General features: G+C 60.5%; 20 protein-coding genes, 1 tRNA gene and 1 pseudogene. 20 read left to right on the top strand and 2 right to left on the bottom strand.

Translation table 11 applies throughout. The features are described from left to right. The first annotated feature begins 13 nt into the window (after nucleotides 1–13). From rpoC to IWX85_RS14320, 8 genes are all read left to right on the top strand, one after another. Nucleotides 14–4,228, top strand: a complete 4,215-nt coding sequence (gene rpoC, locus IWX85_RS14355) for a DNA-directed RNA polymerase subunit beta' (protein ID WP_196870188.1) — start codon at nucleotides 14–16, stop codon at nucleotides 4,226–4,228. A 276-nt stretch (nucleotides 4,229–4,504) separates the two neighbouring features. Then, nucleotides 4,505–5,098, top strand: a complete 594-nt coding sequence (locus IWX85_RS14350) for a LemA family protein (RefSeq protein WP_196870187.1) — start codon at nucleotides 4,505–4,507, stop codon at nucleotides 5,096–5,098. Nucleotides 5,099–5,516: 418 nt separating this feature from the next. Continuing rightward, on the top strand, nucleotides 5,517–6,338 hold the full coding sequence (locus tag IWX85_RS14345) for a M48 family metalloprotease (protein ID WP_370584301.1): 822 nt from the start codon (nucleotides 5,517–5,519) through the stop codon (nucleotides 6,336–6,338). A 158-nt stretch (nucleotides 6,339–6,496) separates the two neighbouring features. Continuing rightward, nucleotides 6,497–7,852 (top strand): 16S rRNA (cytosine(967)-C(5))-methyltransferase RsmB, encoded by a 1,356-nt coding sequence (gene rsmB, locus IWX85_RS14340; RefSeq protein WP_196870186.1) that lies wholly within the window; start codon nucleotides 6,497–6,499, stop codon nucleotides 7,850–7,852. Beyond that, nucleotides 7,812–8,468, top strand: a complete 657-nt coding sequence (locus IWX85_RS14335) for a DUF4390 domain-containing protein (protein ID WP_196870230.1) — start codon at nucleotides 7,812–7,814, stop codon at nucleotides 8,466–8,468. Before rsmB ends, IWX85_RS14335 begins: the two co-directional genes overlap by 41 nt. After that, nucleotides 8,465–10,753, top strand: coding sequence for an ATP-binding protein (locus tag IWX85_RS14330; protein WP_196870185.1), 2,289 nt, complete (start codon nucleotides 8,465–8,467; stop codon nucleotides 10,751–10,753). Before IWX85_RS14335 ends, IWX85_RS14330 begins: the two co-directional genes overlap by 4 nt. Nucleotides 10,754–10,833: 80 nt before the next feature. After that, a complete protein-coding gene (locus IWX85_RS14325) occupies nucleotides 10,834–11,511 on the top strand; it encodes a response regulator (protein WP_036808577.1) in 678 nt (225 codons plus the stop codon). Nucleotides 11,512–11,569: 58 nt separating this feature from the next. Further along, a tRNA-Phe gene (locus IWX85_RS14320) sits at nucleotides 11,570–11,645 on the top strand. A gap of 377 nt (nucleotides 11,646–12,022) precedes the next feature. On the opposite strand, the gene IWX85_RS14315 is transcribed toward IWX85_RS14320, so the two are convergent. Together IWX85_RS14315 and IWX85_RS14310 are read right to left on the bottom strand one after the other, a co-directional pair. Further along, complete coding sequence (locus tag IWX85_RS14315; protein WP_196870184.1) at nucleotides 12,023–12,373, bottom strand: copper-binding protein; 351 nt, start codon at nucleotides 12,371–12,373, stop codon at nucleotides 12,023–12,025. A 40-nt stretch (nucleotides 12,374–12,413) separates the two neighbouring features. After that, nucleotides 12,414–12,785 carry a DUF4148 domain-containing protein gene (locus IWX85_RS14310; protein WP_196870183.1) on the bottom strand — a complete coding sequence of 124 codons (372 nt, stop codon included), beginning with the start codon at nucleotides 12,783–12,785 and terminating at the stop codon, nucleotides 12,414–12,416. A gap of 152 nt (nucleotides 12,786–12,937) precedes the next feature. Here IWX85_RS14310 and IWX85_RS14305 point away from each other — a divergent pair, with 152 nt between their 5' ends. The 12 genes and pseudogenes from IWX85_RS14305 to IWX85_RS14250 all read left to right on the top strand — a co-directional run bounded on the left by IWX85_RS14305 (nucleotide 12,938) and on the right by IWX85_RS14250 (nucleotide 22,402). Continuing rightward, nucleotides 12,938–13,618, top strand: a complete 681-nt coding sequence (locus IWX85_RS14305) for a heavy metal response regulator transcription factor (protein WP_036808623.1) — start codon at nucleotides 12,938–12,940, stop codon at nucleotides 13,616–13,618. Further along, complete coding sequence (locus tag IWX85_RS14300) at nucleotides 13,615–15,081, top strand: heavy metal sensor histidine kinase (protein ID WP_370584298.1); 1,467 nt, start codon at nucleotides 13,615–13,617, stop codon at nucleotides 15,079–15,081. The genes IWX85_RS14305 and IWX85_RS14300 overlap by 4 nt, the downstream gene beginning before the upstream one ends. A 173-nt stretch (nucleotides 15,082–15,254) precedes the next feature. Beyond that, nucleotides 15,255–15,431: a CopK family periplasmic copper-binding protein gene (locus IWX85_RS14295; RefSeq protein ID WP_231379787.1), complete on the top strand. Its 177-nt coding sequence runs from the start codon at nucleotides 15,255–15,257 to the stop codon at nucleotides 15,429–15,431. A 267-nt stretch (nucleotides 15,432–15,698) separates the two neighbouring features. Further along, nucleotides 15,699–16,103 (top strand): hypothetical protein, encoded by a 405-nt coding sequence (locus tag IWX85_RS14290; protein ID WP_231379785.1) that lies wholly within the window; start codon nucleotides 15,699–15,701, stop codon nucleotides 16,101–16,103. A 122-nt stretch (nucleotides 16,104–16,225) separates the two neighbouring features. After that, nucleotides 16,226–16,564 carry a hypothetical protein gene (locus tag IWX85_RS14285; protein ID WP_370584297.1) on the top strand — a complete coding sequence of 113 codons (339 nt, stop codon included), beginning with the start codon at nucleotides 16,226–16,228 and terminating at the stop codon, nucleotides 16,562–16,564. A 17-nt stretch (nucleotides 16,565–16,581) separates the two neighbouring features. Further along, the gene (locus IWX85_RS14280; RefSeq protein ID WP_196870181.1) at nucleotides 16,582–18,000 is read left to right on the top strand and encodes a TolC family protein; all 1,419 of its coding nucleotides are present in this window, start codon (nucleotides 16,582–16,584) and stop codon (nucleotides 17,998–18,000) included. 45 nt (nucleotides 18,001–18,045) lie between these two features. After that, complete coding sequence (locus tag IWX85_RS14275) at nucleotides 18,046–19,479, top strand: multicopper oxidase family protein (RefSeq protein ID WP_196870180.1); 1,434 nt, start codon at nucleotides 18,046–18,048, stop codon at nucleotides 19,477–19,479. A gap of 193 nt (nucleotides 19,480–19,672) precedes the next feature. Next, on the top strand, nucleotides 19,673–20,188 hold the full coding sequence (locus IWX85_RS14270) for a plastocyanin/azurin family copper-binding protein (RefSeq protein WP_196870179.1): 516 nt from the start codon (nucleotides 19,673–19,675) through the stop codon (nucleotides 20,186–20,188). Then, nucleotides 20,169–20,678, top strand: coding sequence for a DUF411 domain-containing protein (locus IWX85_RS14265; protein WP_196870178.1), 510 nt, complete (start codon nucleotides 20,169–20,171; stop codon nucleotides 20,676–20,678). Before IWX85_RS14270 ends, IWX85_RS14265 begins: the two co-directional genes overlap by 20 nt. Then, nucleotides 20,623–21,048: a copper-binding protein gene (locus tag IWX85_RS14260; RefSeq protein ID WP_370584296.1), complete on the top strand. Its 426-nt coding sequence runs from the start codon at nucleotides 20,623–20,625 to the stop codon at nucleotides 21,046–21,048. The genes IWX85_RS14265 and IWX85_RS14260 overlap by 56 nt, the downstream gene beginning before the upstream one ends. A 109-nt stretch (nucleotides 21,049–21,157) precedes the next feature. After that, nucleotides 21,158–21,964 (top strand): annotated as a pseudogene (locus tag IWX85_RS14255) (IS630 family transposase); the annotation flags it as partial. A 261-nt stretch (nucleotides 21,965–22,225) separates the two neighbouring features. Next, complete coding sequence (locus tag IWX85_RS14250; RefSeq protein WP_196870177.1) at nucleotides 22,226–22,402, top strand: hypothetical protein; 177 nt, start codon at nucleotides 22,226–22,228, stop codon at nucleotides 22,400–22,402. Nucleotides 22,403–22,440: the final 38 nt, after the last annotated feature.

The following is a 22,440-nucleotide window of genomic DNA, read 5'->3' as shown; positions in this document are numbered from 1 at the left end:
AGAGGATTTACACATGAAATCGTTACTAGACCTGTTCAAGCAGTTCACGCCCGATGAGCATTTCGATGCCATCAAGATTGGCATGGCTTCGCCCGAGAAGATCCGTTCGTGGTCTTTCGGCGAGGTCAAAAAACCCGAGACGATTAACTACCGCACCTTCAAGCCAGAGCGCGACGGTCTTTTTTGCGCCAAGATATTTGGCCCCATCAAGGACTACGAATGCCTGTGCGGCAAGTACAAGCGCCTCAAGCACCGCGGCGTGATCTGCGAGAAGTGCGGCGTTGAAGTCACGCAGACCAAGGTTCGCCGCGAGCGCATGGGTCATATCGACCTGGCCGCTCCGTGCGCGCACATCTGGTTCCTGAAGTCGCTGCCATCGCGTCTGGGCCTGGTGCTCGACATGACGCTGCGCGACATCGAGCGCGTGCTGTATTTTGAAGCGTATGTCGTCACCGACCCCGGCATGACCCCGCTGAAAAAGTTCAGCATCATGTCGGAAGACGATTTCGATGCCAAGCGCAAGGAATACGGCGACGAGTACACCGCCAAGATGGGCGCCGAAGGCATCAAGGACCTGCTCGAAGGGCTAGACCTGGATGTTGAAATCGACAAGCTGCGCAACGATTTGACCGGCTCCGAGATCAAGATCAAGAAGAACGCCAAGCGTTTGAAGCTGATGGAAGGATTCAAGAAGTCCGGCATCAAGCCCGAGTGGATGGTGCTTGACGTGCTGCCAGTGCTGCCGCCGGATTTGCGTCCGCTGGTGCCGCTGGACGGCGGCCGTTTTGCGACCTCCGACCTGAACGATTTGTACCGCCGCGTCATCAACCGCAACAGCCGTCTGCGCCGTTTGCTGGAACTCAAAGCGCCGGAAATCATTGCCCGCAACGAAAAGCGCATGCTCCAGGAAGCCGTGGACAGCTTGCTGGACAACGGCCGCCGTGGCAAGGCCATGACCGGCGCCAACAAGCGCGCGCTGAAGTCGCTGGCCGACATGATCAAGGGCAAGTCAGGCCGTTTCCGCCAGAACTTGCTGGGCAAGCGCGTCGATTACTCGGGTCGCTCCGTGATCACCGTGGGCCCGACGCTCAAGCTGCACCAGTGCGGCTTGCCCAAGCTCATGGCGCTCGAACTGTTCAAGCCCTTCATTTTTGCGCAACTCGAAGTGCGTGGCATCGCCACCACCATCAAGGCCGCGAAGAAGGAAGTCGAAACCGGCACGCCGGTGGTCTGGGACATTCTGGAAGAGGTCATCAAGGAGCATCCGGTGATGCTCAACCGTGCGCCTACGCTGCACCGTCTGGGCATCCAGGCGTTCGAGCCGATCCTGATCGAAGGCAAGGCGATCCAGCTGCACCCGCTCGTTTGCTCGGCTTTTAACGCCGACTTCGACGGTGACCAGATGGCTGTTCACGTGCCGCTGTCGGTCGAGGCGCAAATGGAAGCCCGCACGCTGATGCTGGCGTCGAACAACATTTTGTTCCCGGCCAACGGCGAGCCTTCCATCGTGCCTTCGCAGGACGTGGTGCTGGGCCTGTACTACACGACCCGCGACCGGACCAACGGCAAGGGCGAAGGCCTGGTGTTCTCCGACACCGGCGAAGTCCGCCGCGCCTTTGACGCGGGCGAACTCGACCTGAACGCCCGCATCAGCGTGCGCCTGACCGAGTGGAGCAAGGACAAGGAAACCAACGAGTTCGTGCCCTCGACCAAGTTGTGGGAAACCACCGGCGGCCGCGCGCTGCTGTCCGAAATCCTGCCCAAGGGACTGCCTTTTTCCAACATCAACAAGGCGTTGAAGAAAAAGGAAATTTCCAAGCTGATCAATGTGTCTTTCCGCAAGTGCGGCTTGAAAGAGACCGTCGTATTTGCCGACAAGCTGCTGCAGTCAGGCTTCCGCCTGGCCACCCGGGCCGGCATTTCGATCTGCATCGAAGACATGCTGGTGCCCAAGGAAAAGACGGCGATCATTGCGCATGCCCAGAAGGAAGTCAAAGAGATCGAGCAGCAGTACACCTCGGGTCTGGTGACGGCCGGCGAGCGCTACAACAAGGTGGTGGACATCTGGGGCAAGTCCGGCGACGACGTGTCCAAGGCCATGATGGCGCAGCTGTCCAAGGAAAAGGTCATCGACCGCCACGGCAATCTGGTCGAACAGGATTCGTTCAACTCGATCTACATGATGGCCGACTCCGGCGCGCGCGGTTCCGCCGCGCAGATTCGCCAGGTCGCCGGCATGCGGGGTCTGATGGCCAAGCCTGACGGCTCGATCATCGAGACGCCGATCACCGCGAACTTCCGCGAAGGCCTGAACGTGCTGGAGTACTTCATCTCCACCCACGGCGCCCGCAAGGGCCTGGCCGACACGGCGCTGAAAACCGCCAATTCCGGTTACCTGACCCGCCGCCTGTGCGATGTGGTGCAGGACCTGGTCGTGACCGAGCACGACTGCGGCACGCTCGATGGCTCGGTCATGCGCGCCATTGTCGAAGGCGGTGAAGTCATCGAATCGCTGCGCGACCGGGTTCTTGGCCGCACCGTGGTCGAGGACGTGCTGCACCCCGAGAACCGTTCGGTGCTGACCAAGGCTGGCGTCATGCTGGACGAGGACATCATCGACGGGCTCGAAGCTGCTGGTGTTGACGAAGTCAAGGTCCGCACGGCGCTGACCTGCGAAACCCGCTTCGGCCTGTGCGCCAGCTGCTACGGCCGTGACCTGGGCCGTGGCGGTCTCATCAACATCGGCGAGGCGGTCGGTATCATCGCCGCCCAGTCGATCGGCGAGCCCGGCACCCAGCTGACGATGCGGACCTTCCACATCGGTGGCGCGGCATCGCGCGCAGCCATTGCTTCGAGCGTCGAAGCCAAGTCCAATGGCGTGATCGGTTTCAATGCACCGATGCGCTATGTAACCAACGGCAAGGGCGACCTGGTGGTGATTGCGCGTTCCGGCGAAATCATCATCCATGACGAGCATGGCCGCGAGCGCGAGCGCCACAAGGTGCCTTACGGCGCCACGCTGACGGTCAAGATCGACCAGACCATCAAGGCGGGCGCGATCCTGGCCAACTGGGACCCACTGACCCGCCCCATCATCACTGAATTCGCCGGCAAGGTGCAGTTCGAGAATGTGGAAGAAGGCGTGACCGTGGCCAAGCAGGTCGATGACGTGACGGGTCTGTCCACGCTGGTGGTGATCGATCCGAAGCGGCGCGGCGCGACCAAGGTGATTCGTCCCCAGGTCAAGCTGATCGATGCGACCGGCAACGAAGTCAAGATCCCCGGCACCGACCATTCGGTGACAATTGGCTTCCAGATCGGCGCACTGGTTCAGGTGCGCGACGGCCAGGATGTGGGACCCGGCGAAGTGCTGGCCCGCATCCCGATCGAAGGCCAGAAGACCCGCGACATCACCGGCGGTCTGCCGCGTGTCGCCGAGTTGTTCGAAGCCCGTACGCCGAAAGACAAGGGCACGCTGGCCGAGATGACCGGTACCGTGTCGTTCGGCAAAGAGACCAAGGGCAAGGTTCGCCTGCAGATCACCGATCCTGAAGGCAAGGTCTGGGAAGACCTGGTTCCCAAGGAAAAGAACATCCTGGTGCACGAAGGCCAGGTGGTCAACAAAGGCGAGTCGATTGTCGATGGACCGGCCGATCCGCAGGACATCCTGCGCCTGCTGGGCGTGGCCGAACTGGCCCGCTACATCGTCGATGAAGTGCAGGACGTGTACCGTCTGCAGGGCGTGAAGATCAACGACAAGCACATCGAAGTGATTGTTCGCCAGATGCTGCGCCGCGTGGTCGTTGAAAACGTCGGCGACACCACCTATATCGCCGGTGAACAGGTCGAGCGTTCGGCGCTGCTGGATGTCAACGACGCGCTGCGCGCCGATGGCAAGATCCCGGCCACCTTCAGCAACCTGCTGCTCGGCATCACCAAGGCTTCGCTGTCGACCGATTCGTTCATCTCTGCGGCTTCCTTCCAGGAAACCACCCGCGTGCTCACCGAGGCGGCCATCATGGGCAAGCGCGACGAGCTGCGCGGCCTGAAGGAAAACGTGATCGTCGGCCGCCTGATTCCTGCCGGCACCGGCATGGCCTACCACGAAGCGCGCAAGGCCAAGGACCTGATGGACGACTCCGAGCGTCGTGCCATTGCCGAGTCCGAAGCCGCTGAACTGGAAGCCTCGCAGGCCGAAACCAGCGATGAAAACGCCGCCGCCGACTAACTTCTGCGAACGCACCGTGCCTTGACAGGCACCCGGCCCCGCCCTTGAAAAAGCGCGGGGCTTTTTTCACGCTCCAAAATCATTATTTATCAATGAAATATGACTTTTGCGCAATATGAGCGCGTATTAATAGCTATTAATAAAGTAGCGGTGCGGCGATGCCATGCTTTCAAGGCTTGGAAAAATTGGCGTCATCCTTGCCTTCATACCGCCAAGAGGGTCAGATAAAAACCGGACTTCAGTGCGAAACTGTCCTGCTTCTCAAGGAATTGCCCCATGTCATTGCAAACCATTGTTTCACTCACTTTGCTGGCCATGCTGGTGTTTTGGGCGGTGGGTGCCTACAACCGGCTGGTGCGGCTGAAGAACGTCATTGCCAACGCGTTTGGCCAGATCGATGTCCAGCTCAAGCGCCGTTACGACCTGATTCCCAACCTGGTGGAGGCTGCCAAAAAATACCTGGCGCATGAACAAGCCACGCTGGACGCTGTCATTGCCGCCCGCAACCAGGCCCGCAGCGCCAGTGATGCCGTGCGAAGCCGTCCGGGCCAGGCCGATGCGGTCATTGCCCTGGCCGCCGCCGAGCAGACGCTGGACGGCAGCCTGGGGCGACTGTTTGCACTGGCCGAGGCTTATCCCGACCTGAAAGCCGACCAGACGATCCGCGAACTCAGCGAAGAACTCACCAGCACCGAAAACAAGGTCGGCTTTGCCCGCCAGGCCTACAACGACGCCGTGCTCGACTACAACAACGCGCAGGGCCAGTTTCCCGCGCTGCTGCTCGCCCGGCTGTTCGGCTTTGCGCCGTTGGCCATGCTGCAGGCCACCGAGAGCGCTGCCGAACGCCAGGCTGCTCGCATCAGATTGTGACCCCCACGCTCCCCACTGCGTGTGGTTCGCTGCCCCCCGAGGGGGCCGCCCCGCCTGCGGCCTGGCAAAGCCAGTTCCGCGGCCGGCACGTGCATGGCGGGGAACCCGTGAGTTCGCGTCTTTTCAAGTACCGGCCGCAGGACCGGCTTTGCCGGACTGCAGGCGGGGCGGCCCCCTCGGGGGCAGGGCGCTACACGCAGTGAGCGACCGTGGGGGTTTGATAGATGCGATTTTTTGAAGCGCAGGAGCAAGCCCGGGCGCAAGCCCTGAGGCTGCTGCTGCTGTTTGGCCTGGCCGTGCTGGCGCTGGTGCTGTCCGTCAATGGCGCACTGGCGCTGACCTGGCGGCTGGTGTCGCCCGGCTGGACCGGCTATCCGGCGTATTTTTTAGTGTCAATACCGGTATCACGTTGCTGTTCGTGCTGGGCGGCTGGTGGCTGGAAACCCCGGTGCTGGACGGCGGAGGCCAGGTGCTGGCGCGTCAGGCGGGTGCTCGCAAAGCCTGGCCAGCCAGCCATGACGACGAGCAGCGCCTGTGCAACATCGTCCATGAACTGGCGATTGCCGCCAGCATGAAGCCGCCCCAGGCGATGGTGCTGCCGCGCGAGGACCGCATCAACGCCTTTGCCGCCGGCTGGGACGAAGACGACGCCATCGTGGCGGTCCCGCAGGGCGCGCTGGAGTGCCTGAGCCGCGACGAACCGCAGGGCCTGCTGGCGCACGAGTTCAGCCATCTGCGCGAAGGCGATACCCGGCTGAACATGCGGCTGGCGGGCATGGTGTGCGGTCTGGAGATGATTTTCAGCCTGGGCCAGCGCATGTGCGAAGCCAATGAAAACGGCAGCCGCTCTTTCCTGGCGCTGCCGGGCTTTGCCATCATGGGCACCGGCTCGCTGGGCTGGCTGGCGGGCCGGGCGCTGAAGGCGGCGGTTTCGCGCCAGCGCGAATTCCTGTCCGATGCGCGCACCGTGCAATTTACCCGCAGCAAGGACGGGCTGGTCGGCGTGCTGCGCAAGGTCGCCGGAGAAAGGGCCAGCGCCGGACGGCGGCCGGGTGGCAGGACGCCTCACCTGCACCCGGCGGTGCACCACATGCTGCTGGTCAGCAACGCCGCCCCGACGCGCTGGTTTGCCAGCCACCCGCCACTGGCTGAACGCATTCGCCGGATTTACGGCCGGTCGATGCCGGTGTTGCCCGCCCGGCACGATGAGGCCGTGACGCGGCCCGATGCCCTGTTTTAGCCAGACCAGATTTTTTGTGCGCCTGGCCTGGCGGGTGCAGACACAACCGCTTTGTCTTATCTGCGGCCGGGGCTGGTCTAATAGGGAAAAACCACTGCCCGTCATGCGGGCGGATTTACGCCAGCCGGTGCAAGGCCGGCCTTGACCCTACCGAACCGATGCAACCTCAACCGAATTCTTCCCCGTCTGCCCAAGTCCCGTTATGGCGCCAGCTTCAAGGTGCCGCTTCCATATTGCTGGCCGTGCGCGACGGCCAGTCGATGACGCCGGCGCTGGAAGACGTCGATGCGCAACTGCGTCCCGGCGTCCAGGCGCTGGCCTTTCATGCGCTGCGCTGGCTGGGCCGGGCCGAAGCGCTGCGCCAGCAACTCGCCAAGCGCCCGCCGCCGCCTGAAGCCGATGCGCTGCTGTGCGTGGCGCTGGCATTGGCCTGCGGCGAGGAAGCGGCGCCCTACACCGCGCACACGCTGGTTGACCAGGCGGTGGAAGCGGCCAAGCGCAGCGACGCGACGCTGCACCAGGCCAGTTTCATCAACGGCTGCCTGCGCCGCTTCCTGCGCGAGCGTGACGCCTTGATGGCGCTGACCGAAAAAAGCCCACTGGCGGTCTGGAACCATCCGCAGTGGTGGATCGACCGGGTGCGCAAGGACCATCCAACGCAGTGGCAGGATATCTTGCGCGCCAACAACAGCCGCGCCCCGCTGATTTTGCGGATTAATGAACGAAAAACGACGCCTGCGCAATATGTGCAAGCATTGTTAGCTATGGATATAGGAGCATTCCCCATCGGTGAGCATGGCGTGGTCCTGACCGAGGCGCGTCCGGTCATGTCGCTGCCGGGGTTTGCCGAAGGGCATTTTTCGGTCCAGGATGCTGCTGCCCAGCTGGCTGCGCCTTTGCTGCTCGATGGCCTCATGGCTGTTGCCGGCGAGGGCCCGCCCCGTTTGCGCATCCTGGATGCCTGCGCCGCGCCCGGCGGCAAGACCGCGCACCTGCTGGAACTGGCCGACTGCGACGTGACCGCGCTGGACATTGACGCCAGGCGCTGCGAGCGCATCGCGCAGAACCTGGCGCGCCTGGGCCTGCAGGCGCACATCGTCGTGGGCGACGCCAGCCGGCCCGGCAACTGGTGGGATGGCCAGCCGTACGACGGCATCCTGCTTGACGCGCCGTGCACCGCATCGGGCATCGTGCGCCGCCATCCCGACGTGCGCTGGCTGCGCCGTCCAACCGACATTGCCCAGCTGGCGGCTATCCAGACCCGGCTGCTGGCCACGCTCTGGCCGCTCCTCAAACCCGGCGGCCGGCTGGTGTATTGCACCTGCTCGGTGTTCAGGGCAGAAGGCGAGCAGCAGGCGCAGGCGTTTGCCGCTGACCACCCGGATGCGGTGTTGATGCCTTCGCCCGGGCATTTGCTGCCGCAGGGGAGTGTCAAAGGCGCCGTATTCCCCGACAATTTGATGCGTGAACACGATGGCTTTTACTACGCAGTCCTTGAAAAACGCAGCGCTTGAAGCGTTTGCGCATTGCCTGCTGGCCGCTTGCCTGTGCCTGCTGTGGGCGTCAGCCACTTGGGCGGCAGCGCCGACCGAGATCACCCAGCTGCGCACCGAACGCACCGACGACGGGGTCTACCTCTCGGCGGTGGTGCGGTTTGAGGTTCCGTCCGTGGTGGAAGACGCGCTGCTCAAGGGGATTGCGGTCTATTTTGTCGTGGAGGCCGATGTCTACCGCGATCGCTGGTACTGGACCGACCTGCGCGTGGCCAGCGCTGCCCGCACCTTGCGCCTGGCCTACCAGCCCCTGACCGGCCGCTGGCGCGTGAACATCGTCTCCGGCCTCATCACCAGTTCTTCCGGCCTTCGCGCCACGCTGAGCCAGAACTACGAAACCCTGCCCGAAGCGCTTTCAGCGATCCAGCGCGTGTCCCACTGGAAAATTGCCGATGCCGCCGAGGTCGATCCGGGTGAGCAATACATGCTCAACCTGAATTTCTGGCTTGATTTGTCGCAGTTACCGCGTCCTTTCCAGATCGGTGTCGCCGGGCAACGCGACTGGACCATTTCTGCCCAGGTCAGGGAACGGCTCCGTCTGACGCCTGCGCCATCCGCCACCGAGGGGGGTAAATGAGCCGCACTGTCAAGCTGATTGCCCTGAAAAGCAGTCCTGCGTTTCGCTGGACCGTCGGCGTGGGGGCCGGTGTGGTCGTGGCGCTGGGCCTGGTCCTGCTTTATTTGCTGACCCAGGCGACCGACAACCGCGAGCTGTACGAGCGCAATTACGCCTTGCTTTTTGGCTTGAATGTCGCCGTCGCCGTGCTACTGCTCGCGGTCGTCGCGTGGATCACCCTGCGCCTGGTGCTGCGAGTGCGCCAGGGGCGTTTCGGCAGCCGCCTGCTGGTCAAGCTGGCCGCCATCTTTGCACTGGTCGGCCTCATGCCGGGCCTGATGATCTATGTGGTGTCCTACCAGTTCGTTTCGCGTTCGATTGAAAGCTGGTTCGATGTCGAGGTGGAGTCCGCGCTCGCGGCCGGCCTGAACCTGGGGCGGGCAACCCTCGACACCCTGGCCGCGGACACGGGAAACAAGACACGCCAGGCCGCCACGCAACTGGCGGAAACGCCCGATGCGACGGTCGGCCTGGCGCTGGAGCGCCTGCGTGAACAGCTTGGCGCCAGCGACGTGGTGCTCTGGAGCGCCTCCGGCCAGCTGATTGCCAATGCGGGTGAATCGCGCTTCCTGATCCAGCCTGAACGACCGTCGGTGCAGCAACTGCGCAGCGCGCGCAGCCAGCAGGTGACGACCCAGATTGAAGGGCTGGATGAAGTCGCGCCTGGCGGCAATGGCGAACTCGGCGCCAGCCCCGGTCCTGCGGCGCCCGGCGTTACCACGGCGGCCCGGGTCAAGGCGATTGCCGTGGTCAACAACCCGAGCCTGAATGTGCTCGGGCAATCGCGTTTCCTGCAGGTCACCACCGTGTTGCCCGCCAGCCTGGTGGCCAACGCGATCGCCGTTCAGGAGGCCAACCGCCAGTACCAGGAGCGGGCGCTGGCGCGCGGCGGCCTGCAGAAAATGTACATCGGCACGCTGACGCTCAGCTTGTTCCTGGCGGTGTTCAGCGCGGTGCTTCTGGCCGTCATTCTGGGCAACCAGCTGGCCAAGCCGCTGCTGCTGCTCGCCGAAGGTGTCAAGCAGGTGGCCCAGGGCGACCTGACGCCCAAGGCCGCGCTCAAGGGCAAGGACGAGCTGGGTGGGCTGACGCGCTCGTTTGCCGACATGACGCAGCAGCTGGCCGATGCGCGGTCGGCGGTGCAGCACAGCATGAGCCAGGTGGACGCCTCGCGTGCCAATCTCCAGACCATCCTGGACAACCTCACCGCCGGCGTCATCGTGCTCGATGTGCATGGCCGCATCCAGTCGAGCAATCCGGGCGCCACCCGGATCCTGCGCGCGCCCCTGCACGACTACCAGGGCCAGCCGCTGGGGCAGGTCCCGGGGCTGGAAATCTTTGCCAAGGATGTTTTGGCGCAGTTTGCCGACTACCTCAGCAATGCGGCCCAGACGCTGGCCCACTGGCAGCAGTCGTTTGAGCTGCATGGCGCCGGCCACGGCGCCAGCGACAATGCCATCACGCTGATCGCGCGTGGCGCCAAGATGCCCGGCACCGAGGAATACCTGCTGGTGTTCGACGATATTTCCGACATGGTGTCCGCCCAGCGCGCGCAGGCCTGGGGCGAGGTGGCGCGACGCCTCGCGCACGAGATCAAGAACCCGCTCACGCCAATCCAGCTGTCGGCCGAACGGCTGGAAATGAAGCTCAATGGAAAACTGGCGCCGGTCGAGCAGGCGCTGCTGACCAAGTCGGTCAAGACCATCGTCGACCAGGTGGACGCCATGAAGCGGCTGGTCAACGAGTTCCGCGACTATGCACGCCTGCCGGCCGCCGAACTGGTGGCGGTGGACCTCAATGCGCTGGTGGGCGACGTGCTGCAGCTCTACCACGGCGATCCGGCAGGCCAGGTGATGCCCGTGGTGGCCGAACTCGATCCCCATGCGCCACCCATCCGGGGCGATGCCCAGTTGTTGCGTCAGGTCATCCACAACCTCCTGCAAAACGCGCAGGATGCACAGGAAGGCAAGGAGAACGCCCTGGTCACCCTCAAGACCGACTATTCCGACAGCTCGCATCGGGTGCGTCTGACGGTACGTGACAATGGGGCAGGTTTCCCGGAGCACATCCTCAAGCGCGCCTTCGAGCCTTACGTCACCACCAAGGTCAAAGGCACCGGATTGGGCCTGGCGGTGGTCAAGAAAATCGCCGATGAGCATGGCGCACGGATTGATATTTCAAACCGTGTGCTGGAGGGGAGCGTGCAGGGCGCGCAAGTGTCGTTATCATTTGGCGTTGCGACTTGACCACGTCTGGGACAATCCAGGCACAAGAACCTTCTTATCGGCAGCAAACACGTCAACAACAGGCAGGCAGCAATTCAATCATGGCAAATATTCTGGTGGTCGATGACGAGCTGGGCATACGCGACCTTCTCTCAGAAATTCTCAATGATGAGGGGCACCAGGTCGATCTGGCTGAAAATGCCGCCCAGGCCCGCGCTGCCCGTGCCCTGGCGCGGCCCGACCTGGTACTGCTCGACATCTGGATGCCCGATACCGATGGCGTGACCTTGCTCAAGGAATGGTCGTCCACCGGCCTGCTGAACATGCCCGTGATCATGATGAGCGGACATGCCACCATCGACACGGCAGTCGAAGCCACCAAGATCGGCGCCATGGCCTTCCTGGAAAAGCCCATCACGCTGCAAAAGCTGCTCAAGGCCGTTGAACAGGGCCTTGCCCGAACGGTTGCCCGGCCACTCGCCAGTGCCTTGAAGCCAACTTCGCCCATGATCGATTTCGTGCCTGAAGTCATCATGGCCGGCAGTGTCCTGATGGCCTCCGCCGACAGGGGGCTGCAGTCAACCCAGAGCTTCATGCTCGAAAAGCCGCTGCGCGACGCGCGTGACGAGTTTGAAAAAGCGTACTTCGAATTCCACTTGGCCAAGGAAGGCGGCTCCATGACCCGCGTGGCTGAAAAAACCGGTCTGGAGCGAACCCATCTTTACCGAAAACTCAAGCAGCTCGGCGTTGACCTGACACGCGGCAAGCGCAGCCTGTGAATTTTGGAGCTGAAGCAGTGCAAAAGTGCCCTTCGGGTGATATATACTCACTTGTTCAGGCCCGGTAGCTCAGTCGGTAGAGCAGAGGATTGAAAATCCTTGTGTCGGTGGTTCGATTCCGCCCCAGGCCACCAAGGTTTACCTTGCAAAGAAGCCAACCCATGCGGTTGGCTTCTTTGTTTCCGGGGACAAACAGTTCTCATGTCCGGTCCATTTCCGGGGTGCGACTTTTTTCGGAAAGCTTCCCCTACTTTTCCCTCTGCCAATAGTTTCACTCGTCAGCCGCGCTGGCCAGCCGATGTTTCGCACTGACACCACCGGCACGCTCACACCAAGGAATCTTGTTCGACGTGTGTCAATTGATTCAGTTGGGTCGGAAGGAACTATCTGAATCGCCCCGGGGCGATTCAGTGTGAATGGGGTGAGTCCAGCCTATAAAGTACGGAAAACAGGGGCGAGGTCGCTCATTGAATAAGCCCTAGAGAGCATCAAGCATCCTGCCGGCTGAAGATTACTCAACTGCCTGGATATTCGTCACAACAATGGCACCGTTGGCTTTTTCGGCCGCAAACTGGATATTGTCTCCGACCTGCAATTTTTGAAGCATTGCTGGATCAGTCGCCTTGAACACCATGGTCATGCCTGGCATTTGAAGGTTTTCGATTGCCTCGTGCTTGATGGTGAGCTTGCCCTGCTCGGTGTCGATCTTGCGCACCTCTCCAGATGTCAACTTTGCTGAAACGCCAGGCGTTGCAGTTGCGCTCAAGGGCAAAGTCTGCACATCAGAGGCAGCCATCGCCAGCCCGGAACTCCCCGCAAACAGGGCTGCAGCAACCAGCAAGGCATTGATATTTGTCTTCATAAAACTCCTACGTAAGGTTGATCAATGGACGACGCGGTGTTTACTGGCGGTACAGTTCGCGGTTCAGTCGCTTGTCGGCGTCCGTTATCACCACGTTTGGTTTGGCGGTGTTGTGCGCAATGGTGTCCGTATGGACAAGGGCGCCTCCTTGAAACGCGTAACTGTGCTGGGCGGGCGCAAAGCCTCGATCGTTATTGGCGAGCCTGCTGCCGTCAGCGGCAACGGGGTTTTTGCGAAAAGCTTGCAACTCTTGCACAACTTCAGTGCGGGTTTTGGTGCTGGCGCTGGTGTCCGCCTGGATGATGCCAACGCCACGCTCGCTGCCTGCCCAGCCGGTATGGCTGTTGGCAAATGCGGCAGGAATACCAGCACCAACGAGGGTCAGGGCGAATACGGTTTTACGAAATAGCATGGTCCAAATTCCTTTAATATCATTTGTGCTGTCCCAAACTTTGGAACAACCTGTATGCAACTGCTGCACCACGGTTCCCAATGTAGAAGCCAGACGGCAACACCATGCTGACCTGCAGATTACGAATACGTTATGTACGACGGGAACCCATTTTGAAGATTTTGGTGATTGAGGACGAGCCCAGGGCTGCAGAGTATTTGCGCCAGGGCCTGACGGAAAGTGGCTACGCCGTTGAGGTTTCCCACAATGGAACGGACGGCCTTCACGCAGCTGCCAACGGCGACCATGTGTTGGTGATTCTGGACATCATGCTGCCAGGCATTGACGGATTTGCCGTGCTTTCAGCGCTGCGCACCTCCAAGCAAGTCCCCGTTTTGATGCTCACCGCCCGCGGCAAGACAGACGACAAGGTGCGCGGCTTTGACCTAGGCGCTGATGATTACCTGGTCAAGCCCTTTCAGTTTCCCGAGCTGTTGGCAAGGGTGCGCGCACTGCTCAAACGCGGCCAGCCAGTTACAAACGATTCCGTTTTACGGACAGCCGATCTTGAGATAGATCCAGTGCGTCACCGGGCAACCCGGGCAGGCCAGCGGATCGACCTTTCCGCCAAAGAGTTCGCCTTGCTGACTCTTTTGGCCCAGAAAACGGGTGAGGTACTTTCCAGGACACAGATTGCCTCGCTTGTATGGGACATTCATTTTGATTCGGACACCAATGTTGTCGAAGTGGCGATCAGACGTCTGCGCGCCAAGATCGACGATCCTTTTGAGGAAAAACTGATTCACACGGTGCGCGGCGTAGGTTACGTTCTTGAACGTCGGAATCCGGTGTGACGCAACGCGCGCTGCTCAGCCTCTGGTCTCAGAAGTCACTGGCGGCACGAATCGCAGTCACCAGTGCATTTTTTGGCCTCGTCGTTACGGGTGGAGCCATTGTGGTCGGTTTTTATGCCCTGTCACAACAACTCGATGCACGTGCCGCCGAAGAGCTCAAGGGAAAGCGCGACCTGCTCCTGCACGTGTTATCTGAAATGCCAACACCTGAAGCGATCCTTCAAAACCAGCACAGGTTTGGGGATCTGTTGATTGGCCATGACGACCTGCATTTGGCCTTGACTGATCCAGCCGGTGGTCAATGGGCGGCGAGCTTTTCCGAAATTGCAAAGCAATCAGTGTCTGAGCTGCACGCCAATGCGGTGATCAATGCGTCCATTGAAGCATGGAGGATGCCCAACGGTGGTCAACTCAATGCCATTCGGGGTATCGGTCAGGTTGTCAATGGTAAGGCGGTGCGTTATTACCTTTCTCTGGACCGGCGCCATGACCGCAAGCTGCTGGATGGCTTCATCGGTACCACATTGGTTGCGTTGCCGATACTGCTGCTCATCGTGGCGCTTGGCGCCTGGCTCATTGCGCGCACCAGTTTGGCGCCACTGCGACGATTTCATCGATTGGCAGCATCGATTGGAACTCAGTCCCTTAGCCACAGGGTGTCTTCTTCGGGATTGCCCACCGAACTCTACGAACTTGCGGAATCGTTCAACGGCATGCTGGCACGAATCGATGACGGTTATAAAAGGCTGCAGGAGTTTTCGGGCGAACTTGCCCATGAAATGCGCACGCCCATTGCAACGCTTTTAGGAAGAACGCAGGTGGCGCTTTCCAAAACCCGCACAGTTTCTGAGCTGCGAGAGGTCCTGGAAGGCAATGTCGAAGAACTCGAACGCCTGTCCCGCTTGATTTCCGACATGCTTTTCATCGCCAGCGCAGACCACAACGAGAATATTCTCAAATGTGAGTCGGTCGAACTGGCCCGAGAGGCCCAGCAGGTAGCAGAGTATTTGTCGCTGATTGCGGAAGAGCGAGGATTGACGGTTGAAGTCGCAGGCGCAGCGACTGTCTTGGGCGACCGCCTGTTGGTGCAACGCGCAATTACAAATCTCGTGTCCAACGCGATTCGCCATGCGCATGCAAACTCCAAAGTGAACTTGATGATATCTGTTGAAAATGAGAGCACCACATTGGCTGTAGGCAATGAAGGAGATGGCATCGCGCCGGATCATTTACAACGCATTTTCGACCGCTTTTACCGTGTTGACTCTGCCAGAGCACGTCTTGACGGAGGCGCAGGTCTTGGCTTGGCGATTGTTCGATCCATCATGTCAGCGCATGGAGGACAGGTGAGCGCGAAAAGTCTTGTGAACGGCACAACAACTTTCACGCTTTCATTTCCAGCAAAGATTGTTTCGCGACTAAATCCGTCGAGACCTGCGGCAGTATCTGGCAAGGATGATTGAGTTGAAATCCAGGCTGGTGGTTGACTAAATCAAATATATCAAAATCGTAATGTTCCGGTCAGACAGCTGCCTGACCCCCTCCTCTACATTACCGTCAATGATGCAAAGGGTGACATCCCTAGCCGTATACATTTTCTGAGGCCTGTTGCAAAGTTCCACGAAAGATTTTTGTTATGTCTATTTTCAAAGCCGTCGTTGGATTCGGTCTCATTTTTCCGGGTCTGTCTGCTTTCGCCATCGATCAAGGAAGCATCGAAAAGTCCTTTCAACTCAACGATGGAGCAACAGTGCATCTGTTCAAAGATGGCAGATGGCCATGGAAAATAAATTCGGACGCTCCTGCCGTATGAAAGACGATGAGGGTGCCAGACTTTCCACGGCCATGCGGGCGCACTTGAGTTCTTAGTACCCTTTGTACTTTTTCTTGGGCTTTGTTGCAATAAATGTTGGCCACGCCTATTTATGCCCTGCGAATTCGTTGCCAACCAAGGTTGGCAGGTTGATGACCGTGGGTTGCGCAATGTTGCCGTAAGCGGTGCAATGCCGTGCAATATAAAATGAACTACTAAAAATCTTCGGTATCTGAGCTTCTCATGCGCCACCTATTCCTCATCCTCATGATCGCCCTGCTGCCCCTGCGCGGTTGGGTCAGTGATGCGATGGCGACGGGCATGGCCGCTAGCCAGGTACAGAATTTGAAGCATTCCGCTACAAATTCAGTAGCTATTCACGCTCACGAAGCGGGCGTACAAGCCCATATCGATCTTGATCTCGATCCAGGGGATGTAACCTCGGCTTTGGCTGAAGCCAAGTGCTTGGACCATGCGTCGGGACGTAATCCCCACGCAGCAGACACGCATTGTGAGTCCTGCAGCGCTTGCCAGGCATGCCATACGGTGGCGCTGTCGCCCGTGCCAGCCACTGACTCTGCTGCATTCAACCTGGGCACACTGCCTCGCGCGGAAGTTGCCCAATTCGCCAGTGCAGAAGCTGCACGCGACCAAAAACCGCCGATTTCCTGATTTCCAGGCCCGTACTGGGCCTGTACTTGCTGCCGGCACGGCCCTTTGGGTTTGCACACCTGGCGGCGTGCCCGGACAACCGCAATTTCCCCATCGCACTGCTTGTATTTCAGGAGATTTCTGTGAGCATTTACCTCTATTCAAAATTGCCTGCTGCACTGGTTGTGCTGTCAGCGTCCCTGTGGACCACCCAGGTCAGTGCACAAGCGCCTGCTTCTGCAGCTTCCCCCGCAAACCCCGGCGCTTCAGCCGCGACGGCCCCAGCGGCTCTGCCCGCTTACCGCTCGGCACTTGAGGGCTACCAGCGCTACACCGACGAAAAGACGGTCAACTGGAAAGACGCCAACGACACCACCGCGCGCATCGGTGGCTGGCGCGAGTACGCCAAGGAAGCCAGTCAACCGCAGGCGCCAGAAGGCTCTGGCAAGCCCGATTCCGGCGCAGCACCGGCCAAACCGTGACAGGAACAACAAACACCATGAAAAATATTTTTCGATTGACCACCCTGGCGGCGGCCAGCCTGGTGCTGGCGGGCTGCGCATCGGTCAACATGGACCAGGCCGTGCGGGACACCAACGACACCACAGGCACGTTTACCCAAGGAAAGCTTGAACTCAGTCGTACCCAGCAGCAAGCGCAAGCCAGAGCCAGGCTGAGCAGTGAGTTGCTGGCCAATCCCTTGGGCATGGATGACGCCGTTCAGCTGGCACTGGCCAACAGCCCGGCGGTGCAAAGCCTGCTGGCGCAAAGCTGGGCCGACATGGCCCAGGCCAACCAGACCGGCCGCATCGCCAACCCGGTCTTCACGTTCGAGCGCATCCGCTTTGCCGACGAACTGGAGCTGGGCCGCCTGCTGTCGTTTGGCCTGCTGGACTTGCTGACGCTGCCACGGCGCCTGGAGATTTCACGGGGCCAGATGGCGCAAGCCAGGGTACAGCTCAGCGCCAATGTGGTGGAGCAGGTCACCCAGGTTCGCCAGGCATGGGTGCGCGCTGTTGCCGCACAGCAGTCTTTGGCCTATGCAAACCAGGTCAACCGCAGCGCGCAGGCGAGCGCCGAACTGGCCAAGCGCATGCAGCAGGTGGGCAATTTCACCAAGCTGCAGCGCGCGCGCCAGCAAAGCTTTTATGCCGACAGCGCAGCCCAGCTGGCGTCCAGCCAGCATGCCAGCACCGCCGCCAGGGAAGAATTGATTCGGCAACTGGGACTAACCGACGCACAAGCCGGTCAACTCAAGCTGCCCGATCGCCTGCCCGACTTGCCCAAGGAACCTTTGCAGGCCGCCGTGGTGAATGCCAACGCCCCCCAGCAGCGGCTGGATGTGCAGATCGCACGCAACCAGCTCGAGATGGCAGGAAAATCGCAAGGTTTGAACCTGGTCACCAGTCTGGTGGACGTGGAGCTTGGCGTGCGCCGCGATACGGTATTTGACAATGCCGAAGGCACCAGCACACCGCGCAAAGGCTACGAGCTGGCCATTCGACTGCCGATCTTCGACTGGGGCACGGCCAAGCGCGATGCCATGAACGCCCAGTCGCTGGCAGCGGTCCACCGCTACGAGAGCACGGTTCGCGGCGCATCGTCGCAGTTGCGCGAAAGCTATTCGGCCTACCGCACCGCCTACGACGTGGCGCGCCACTACCGCGATGAAATCGTGCCGCTGCGCAAAACCATGGCCGATGAAAACATCCTGCGCTACAACGGCATGCTGATCGGCGTGTTCGAGTTGCTGGCCGACAACCGCGACCAGATCGCCAGCGTCACCGCCGCCCTCAACGCCTACCAGCAGTTCTGGCTGGCCGATGCCGCGCTCGCCGCGTCCATGACCGGCAAACCGACCGCATTGGCCATGGCCGCGCCTGCTGTCGGTGGTGGTGGCGACGCAGCTGGCCACTGAATCCAGTCACGCCCAGATTCACGAAACACATTGAATAAAACTCCTATGACGAACAGAAGAAATTTTTTGACCGGTGCAGGCGCCATCACCACGGCGGTGGCCGCCGCTGCGGTGAGCCGGGTGGCCATGGCCGCATTGCCCGAGCCCGTCTTTCAGACCACGCCCGACACCATGGCGCCGCTGGTGCCCAGCACGGGCCGCCCCTACAACCCGGTGGTCACGCTCAACGGCTGGACGCTTCCCTGGCGCATGAACGCTGGCGTGAAGGAATTCCACCTGGTGGCCGAACCCGTGGTGCGCGAAATGTCGCCTGGCTTCAAAGCGCACCTGTGGGGCTACAACGGCCAGTCGCCAGGGCCGACGATCGAAGTGGTCGAAGGCGACCGGGTGCGCATCTTTGTCACCAACAAGCTGCCCGAGCACACCAGCGTGCACTGGCACGGCCAGCGCCTGCCCAACGGCATGGATGGCGTGTCGGGCCTGACGCAAAAAGCCATTCCGGTCGGCAAGACATTTGTCTATGAATTCGTGGCCAAACGTCCCGGCACCTTCATGTACCACCCGCATGCCGACGAGATGACGCAGATGGCCATGGGCATGATGGGTTTCTGGATCACGCACCCCCGGGCCCGGCACCCCTTGATCGACGAGGTGAACCGCGACTTCGTGTTTTTGCTCAATGCCTACGACATTGACCCCGGCGCCTACACGCCCAAGATCATGACCATGCTTGACTTCAACCTGTGGAGCTGGAACAGCCGGGTCTTTCCGGGCATTGACCCGCTGGTGGTGCGAAAGAACGACAAGGTGCGCATCCGCATCGGCAACCTGACCATGACCAATCACCCGATGCACCTGCACGGCCATGAATTCACGGTGACCGGCACCGACGGCGGCCCGACACCCAGGGCCAGCCGCTGGCCCGAGGTGACTGCCGACGTGGCTGTGGGCCAGATGCGGCAAATCGAGTTTCTGGCCGACGAGGAAGGCGACTGGGCCTTTCATTGTCACAAGAGCCACCATACGATGAACGCGATGGGCCACGACGTGCCGACCCTGATCGGCGTCGATCACCGCAAGGTCGCCCGCGACATCACCCACGTCATTCCCGACTACATGGTGATGGGCGAGCGCGGCATGGCCGACATGGCCGAGATGGAAATGCCTTTGCCGGACAACACCGAAAGGATGATGACCGGCGAGGGCCCGTTCGGCTCGGTCGAGATGGGCGGCATGTTCAGCATGGTCAAGGTGCGCAAGGACCAGAAGCCCGGCGACTACAAGGACCCGGGCTGGTACAAGCACCCGGCAGGTGAAGTGGCTTATGAATGGACTGGCGCCTTGCCCCATCCGGCACGCTTTGCAGCCGAAGGCGGCCAGTCCATGAAAGCCCAAAACATGCCGGCGAAAGAAGTCGAAGTTCAGGTCCGCAAGCCCGTCATGGGCGGTATGGGCGGTATGGGCGGTATGAAACACTGACCGTCAGCAAGCCATTGCTCAAAAAAAGGCATCCGATGCAAAACCGGTTCACTATAAAAATAATAGCTGTTAGCGCTCTGCCTGCTTGCGCTACAGCCTGTTTTTCTCAAAATCTCAGCCATGCATCCAACGTGCAAGCTGGCACTGGCCCGGCCACCACACTTTTTTCATTTCCACCCTTGAAAGGTATTTCATGAAATCACGCAACCTCCTGATCGCCATTCCCGGCCTTTTTCTGGCCATAACGGCCATGGCTGCAGGCAACCACGCAGGCGGCCATGGCGGTGTCGATGAAATCGGCAAGCCCGGCGTCGCCTCCAATGTGACGCGCACCGTGAACGTCGACATGACCGACGACATGCGCTTTCACACCTCAAAAATCGCGGTCAAACAGGGTGAAACTATCCGCTTTGTCGCCAAAAACTCGGGCCAGGTCAAGCACGAAATGGTGCTGGGAACCGCCAAGGAGCTCAAGGACCACTACGAGGTAATGAAGAAAAATCCCGAGATGGAACATGCCGACGAAAACATGGTCACGGTCGCGCCAGGCAAAAGCGGCGAAATCATCTGGCATTTCACCAAGGCCGGCAAGGTGGACTTTGCCTGCCTGCAGCCTGGCCACTTTGACGCCGGCATGAAGGGTGTGGTCAATGTGGCAAGCAGCAAGGCGCAATCCAAAGGAAATGGCCATGTCGACAACAAGCATTGATACGATTTCCCGCCGCTTCGCATTGAAGATGTCGCTTGCACTGGTGGGCGCTGCCGTCTTGACGCAGCCCTTGCGCGCACTGGCTGCTGGCAGCGCGAACCAGATCACCGTCTGGAAAACGCCAAGCTGTGGCTGCTGCCATGAATGGGTGGCGCATCTGCGCAAGAGCGGCTTTGAGGTGGTGACCCATGACGTCGAAGACACGGCACCCATTCGTCAGAAATTTGGTTTGAATGCCAAGTTTGGTTCCTGTCACACCGCGCGTCTGGGCAGCTACGTGGTGGAGGGGCATGTTCCGGCGAAAGAATTGCGCCGATTGCTGCGTGAGCAACCCAAGGCACTCGGCCTGGCCGTACCCGGCATGCCGATGGGCTCACCGGGCATGGAAATGGGCGACACCCGGGATGCCTACGATGTGCTGCTCGTTCTGGCCGATGGCAACTCGCGCATTTACCAGTCTTACGCCTCCAAATCTTCTGTCAAATCCTGAAAGAATCATCATGAAAAAATTCAACGCTTTGCTGCTTCTAACCGCCCTGCTGGCCGGTACTGTTTCGGCACAAACGAACATGCCTTCGGGCGGTGGCGCCATGCCCATGGGCGATGCCAAGAAGGACATGCCCATGGCGGCATCCGCCGACATGGCAGAAGGCGAAATCCGAAAAGTTGACCTGGACAACAAGAAAATCACCATCAAGCACGGGGAGATCAAGAATCTGGACATGCCGGGCATGACCATGGTGTTCCAGGTCAAGGACCCTGTCCTGCTGGAAAAAGCAAAGGTCGGGGAAAAGATCCGTTTTAAAGCAGAAAAAGCCGGTGGTGCCATGGTGGTGACGGATATTCAACCCGTCAAATGAGGGCAAAGCCGTCGGGGAAGCAAGCCGGTTCCCGGTGGTCTCATTAGCACCACTCCGTGTCAGACCAGGTGTATGGTCCCGGAGAGTCGTGACGTTATTCTGTCCATCCAGGAGCCGCGGCATTGCGGCGATGCTGCGCGTGAGCGAGCGCAAGGTGGACCGGGTGAAAAAGAAGTTTGTTCAGGAGAAGCCGGGAACTGGCCCTGAACCGTCAGGCTTCGCAGCGCGCGTACGCGCTGAAGGTCGATGGCCGCCTGGAAGCGCAACTGGTGGCCATGAGTTGCTCGGAGCCCCCTGACGGCCAGGCACACTGGTCGCTGCGGCTGCTGGCCGATCGGCTGGTGGCGCTCGAATACATCGACAGCGTGTCTCACGAGACGGTCCGGCGGGCGCTAACAAAAATGAACTTAAGCCGTGGAGAAAAATCGGCTGGGTGATTGCGCCCCAGGCCAGCGCCGCCTTCGTGGCAGCCATGGAACAAGTGCTGGACATCTACGGCAGGCCTTACGATGTCAGGCACCCGGTGGTGTGCATGGACGAGACGCCACGGCAGTTGATTCGTGAAACCCGCGAGCCCATTGCAGCGGCGCCGGGGCGCCCCGAGCGCCATGACTACGAATACGAACGCTGCGGGGCGTGCAAGGTCTTCAGGGCGAGCGAGCCGCTGGCCGGACGACGCTTGAGCAAGGTCACAGAGCGCAGAACGAAAGCGGACTGGGCTTTGTTCGTGCAGGCCATCGCAGCGAGCTACCCCGAAGCTGCGCGCATCACGCTGGTCATGGACAACCTCAACACGCACACACCGGCCTCACTGTACGAGGCGTTTGCCCCCGAGCAGGCCAAGGTCAACTGGCAATTCACCACCCAGGGCGCCCGCATCAAGCGCAAACGCCTTTATCCGACAATGGCTTCGTGACGCGACACTACGGTCTTGTCGGTGGCTGACCGCGCGAGCGGTTTGGTCCTCCGCTGCAACGCGGCTGTTCCGTGCCAGCCAAGACTAGGCAAAAGGCGAAGCAGCATTTGCAGGGTCGAGCGCCGCGTCAGGGGCGGGACGACACTGTGCGTCATGGCGGAAAACTAATGACCGCGTCCTACGGGCAGATGCTATTTTTCCCACAGCGCAGCGCTGGGTGTCTGCCTAGAGTGTGCAGACCGGTTGAAATGGTTCAGCCGCATGACCCAAGGAACGAAGATGCCTCAAAACACCAAAGACTCCCAAGGCGGTAAAAACCATTCACCGAATAAAACTGCAGCCACCGGCAAGACAGGCGACAAGGCACAAGCCAAAAAGAGTTCGCCCAATTCCCCGACCGGACCCCACAAGCATGGCGAAAAAAAGACCACGCCTTGAGGCAGATCGGCCCGTTCCCCGCAGGGAACCACTGACTT

The sequence above is a fragment of the Polaromonas sp. CG_9.11 genome, assembly GCF_015752225.1.
GTDB lineage: Bacteria > Pseudomonadota > Gammaproteobacteria > Burkholderiales > Burkholderiaceae_C > Polaromonas.
This window is presented reverse-complemented; position numbering and strand designations above follow the sequence as displayed.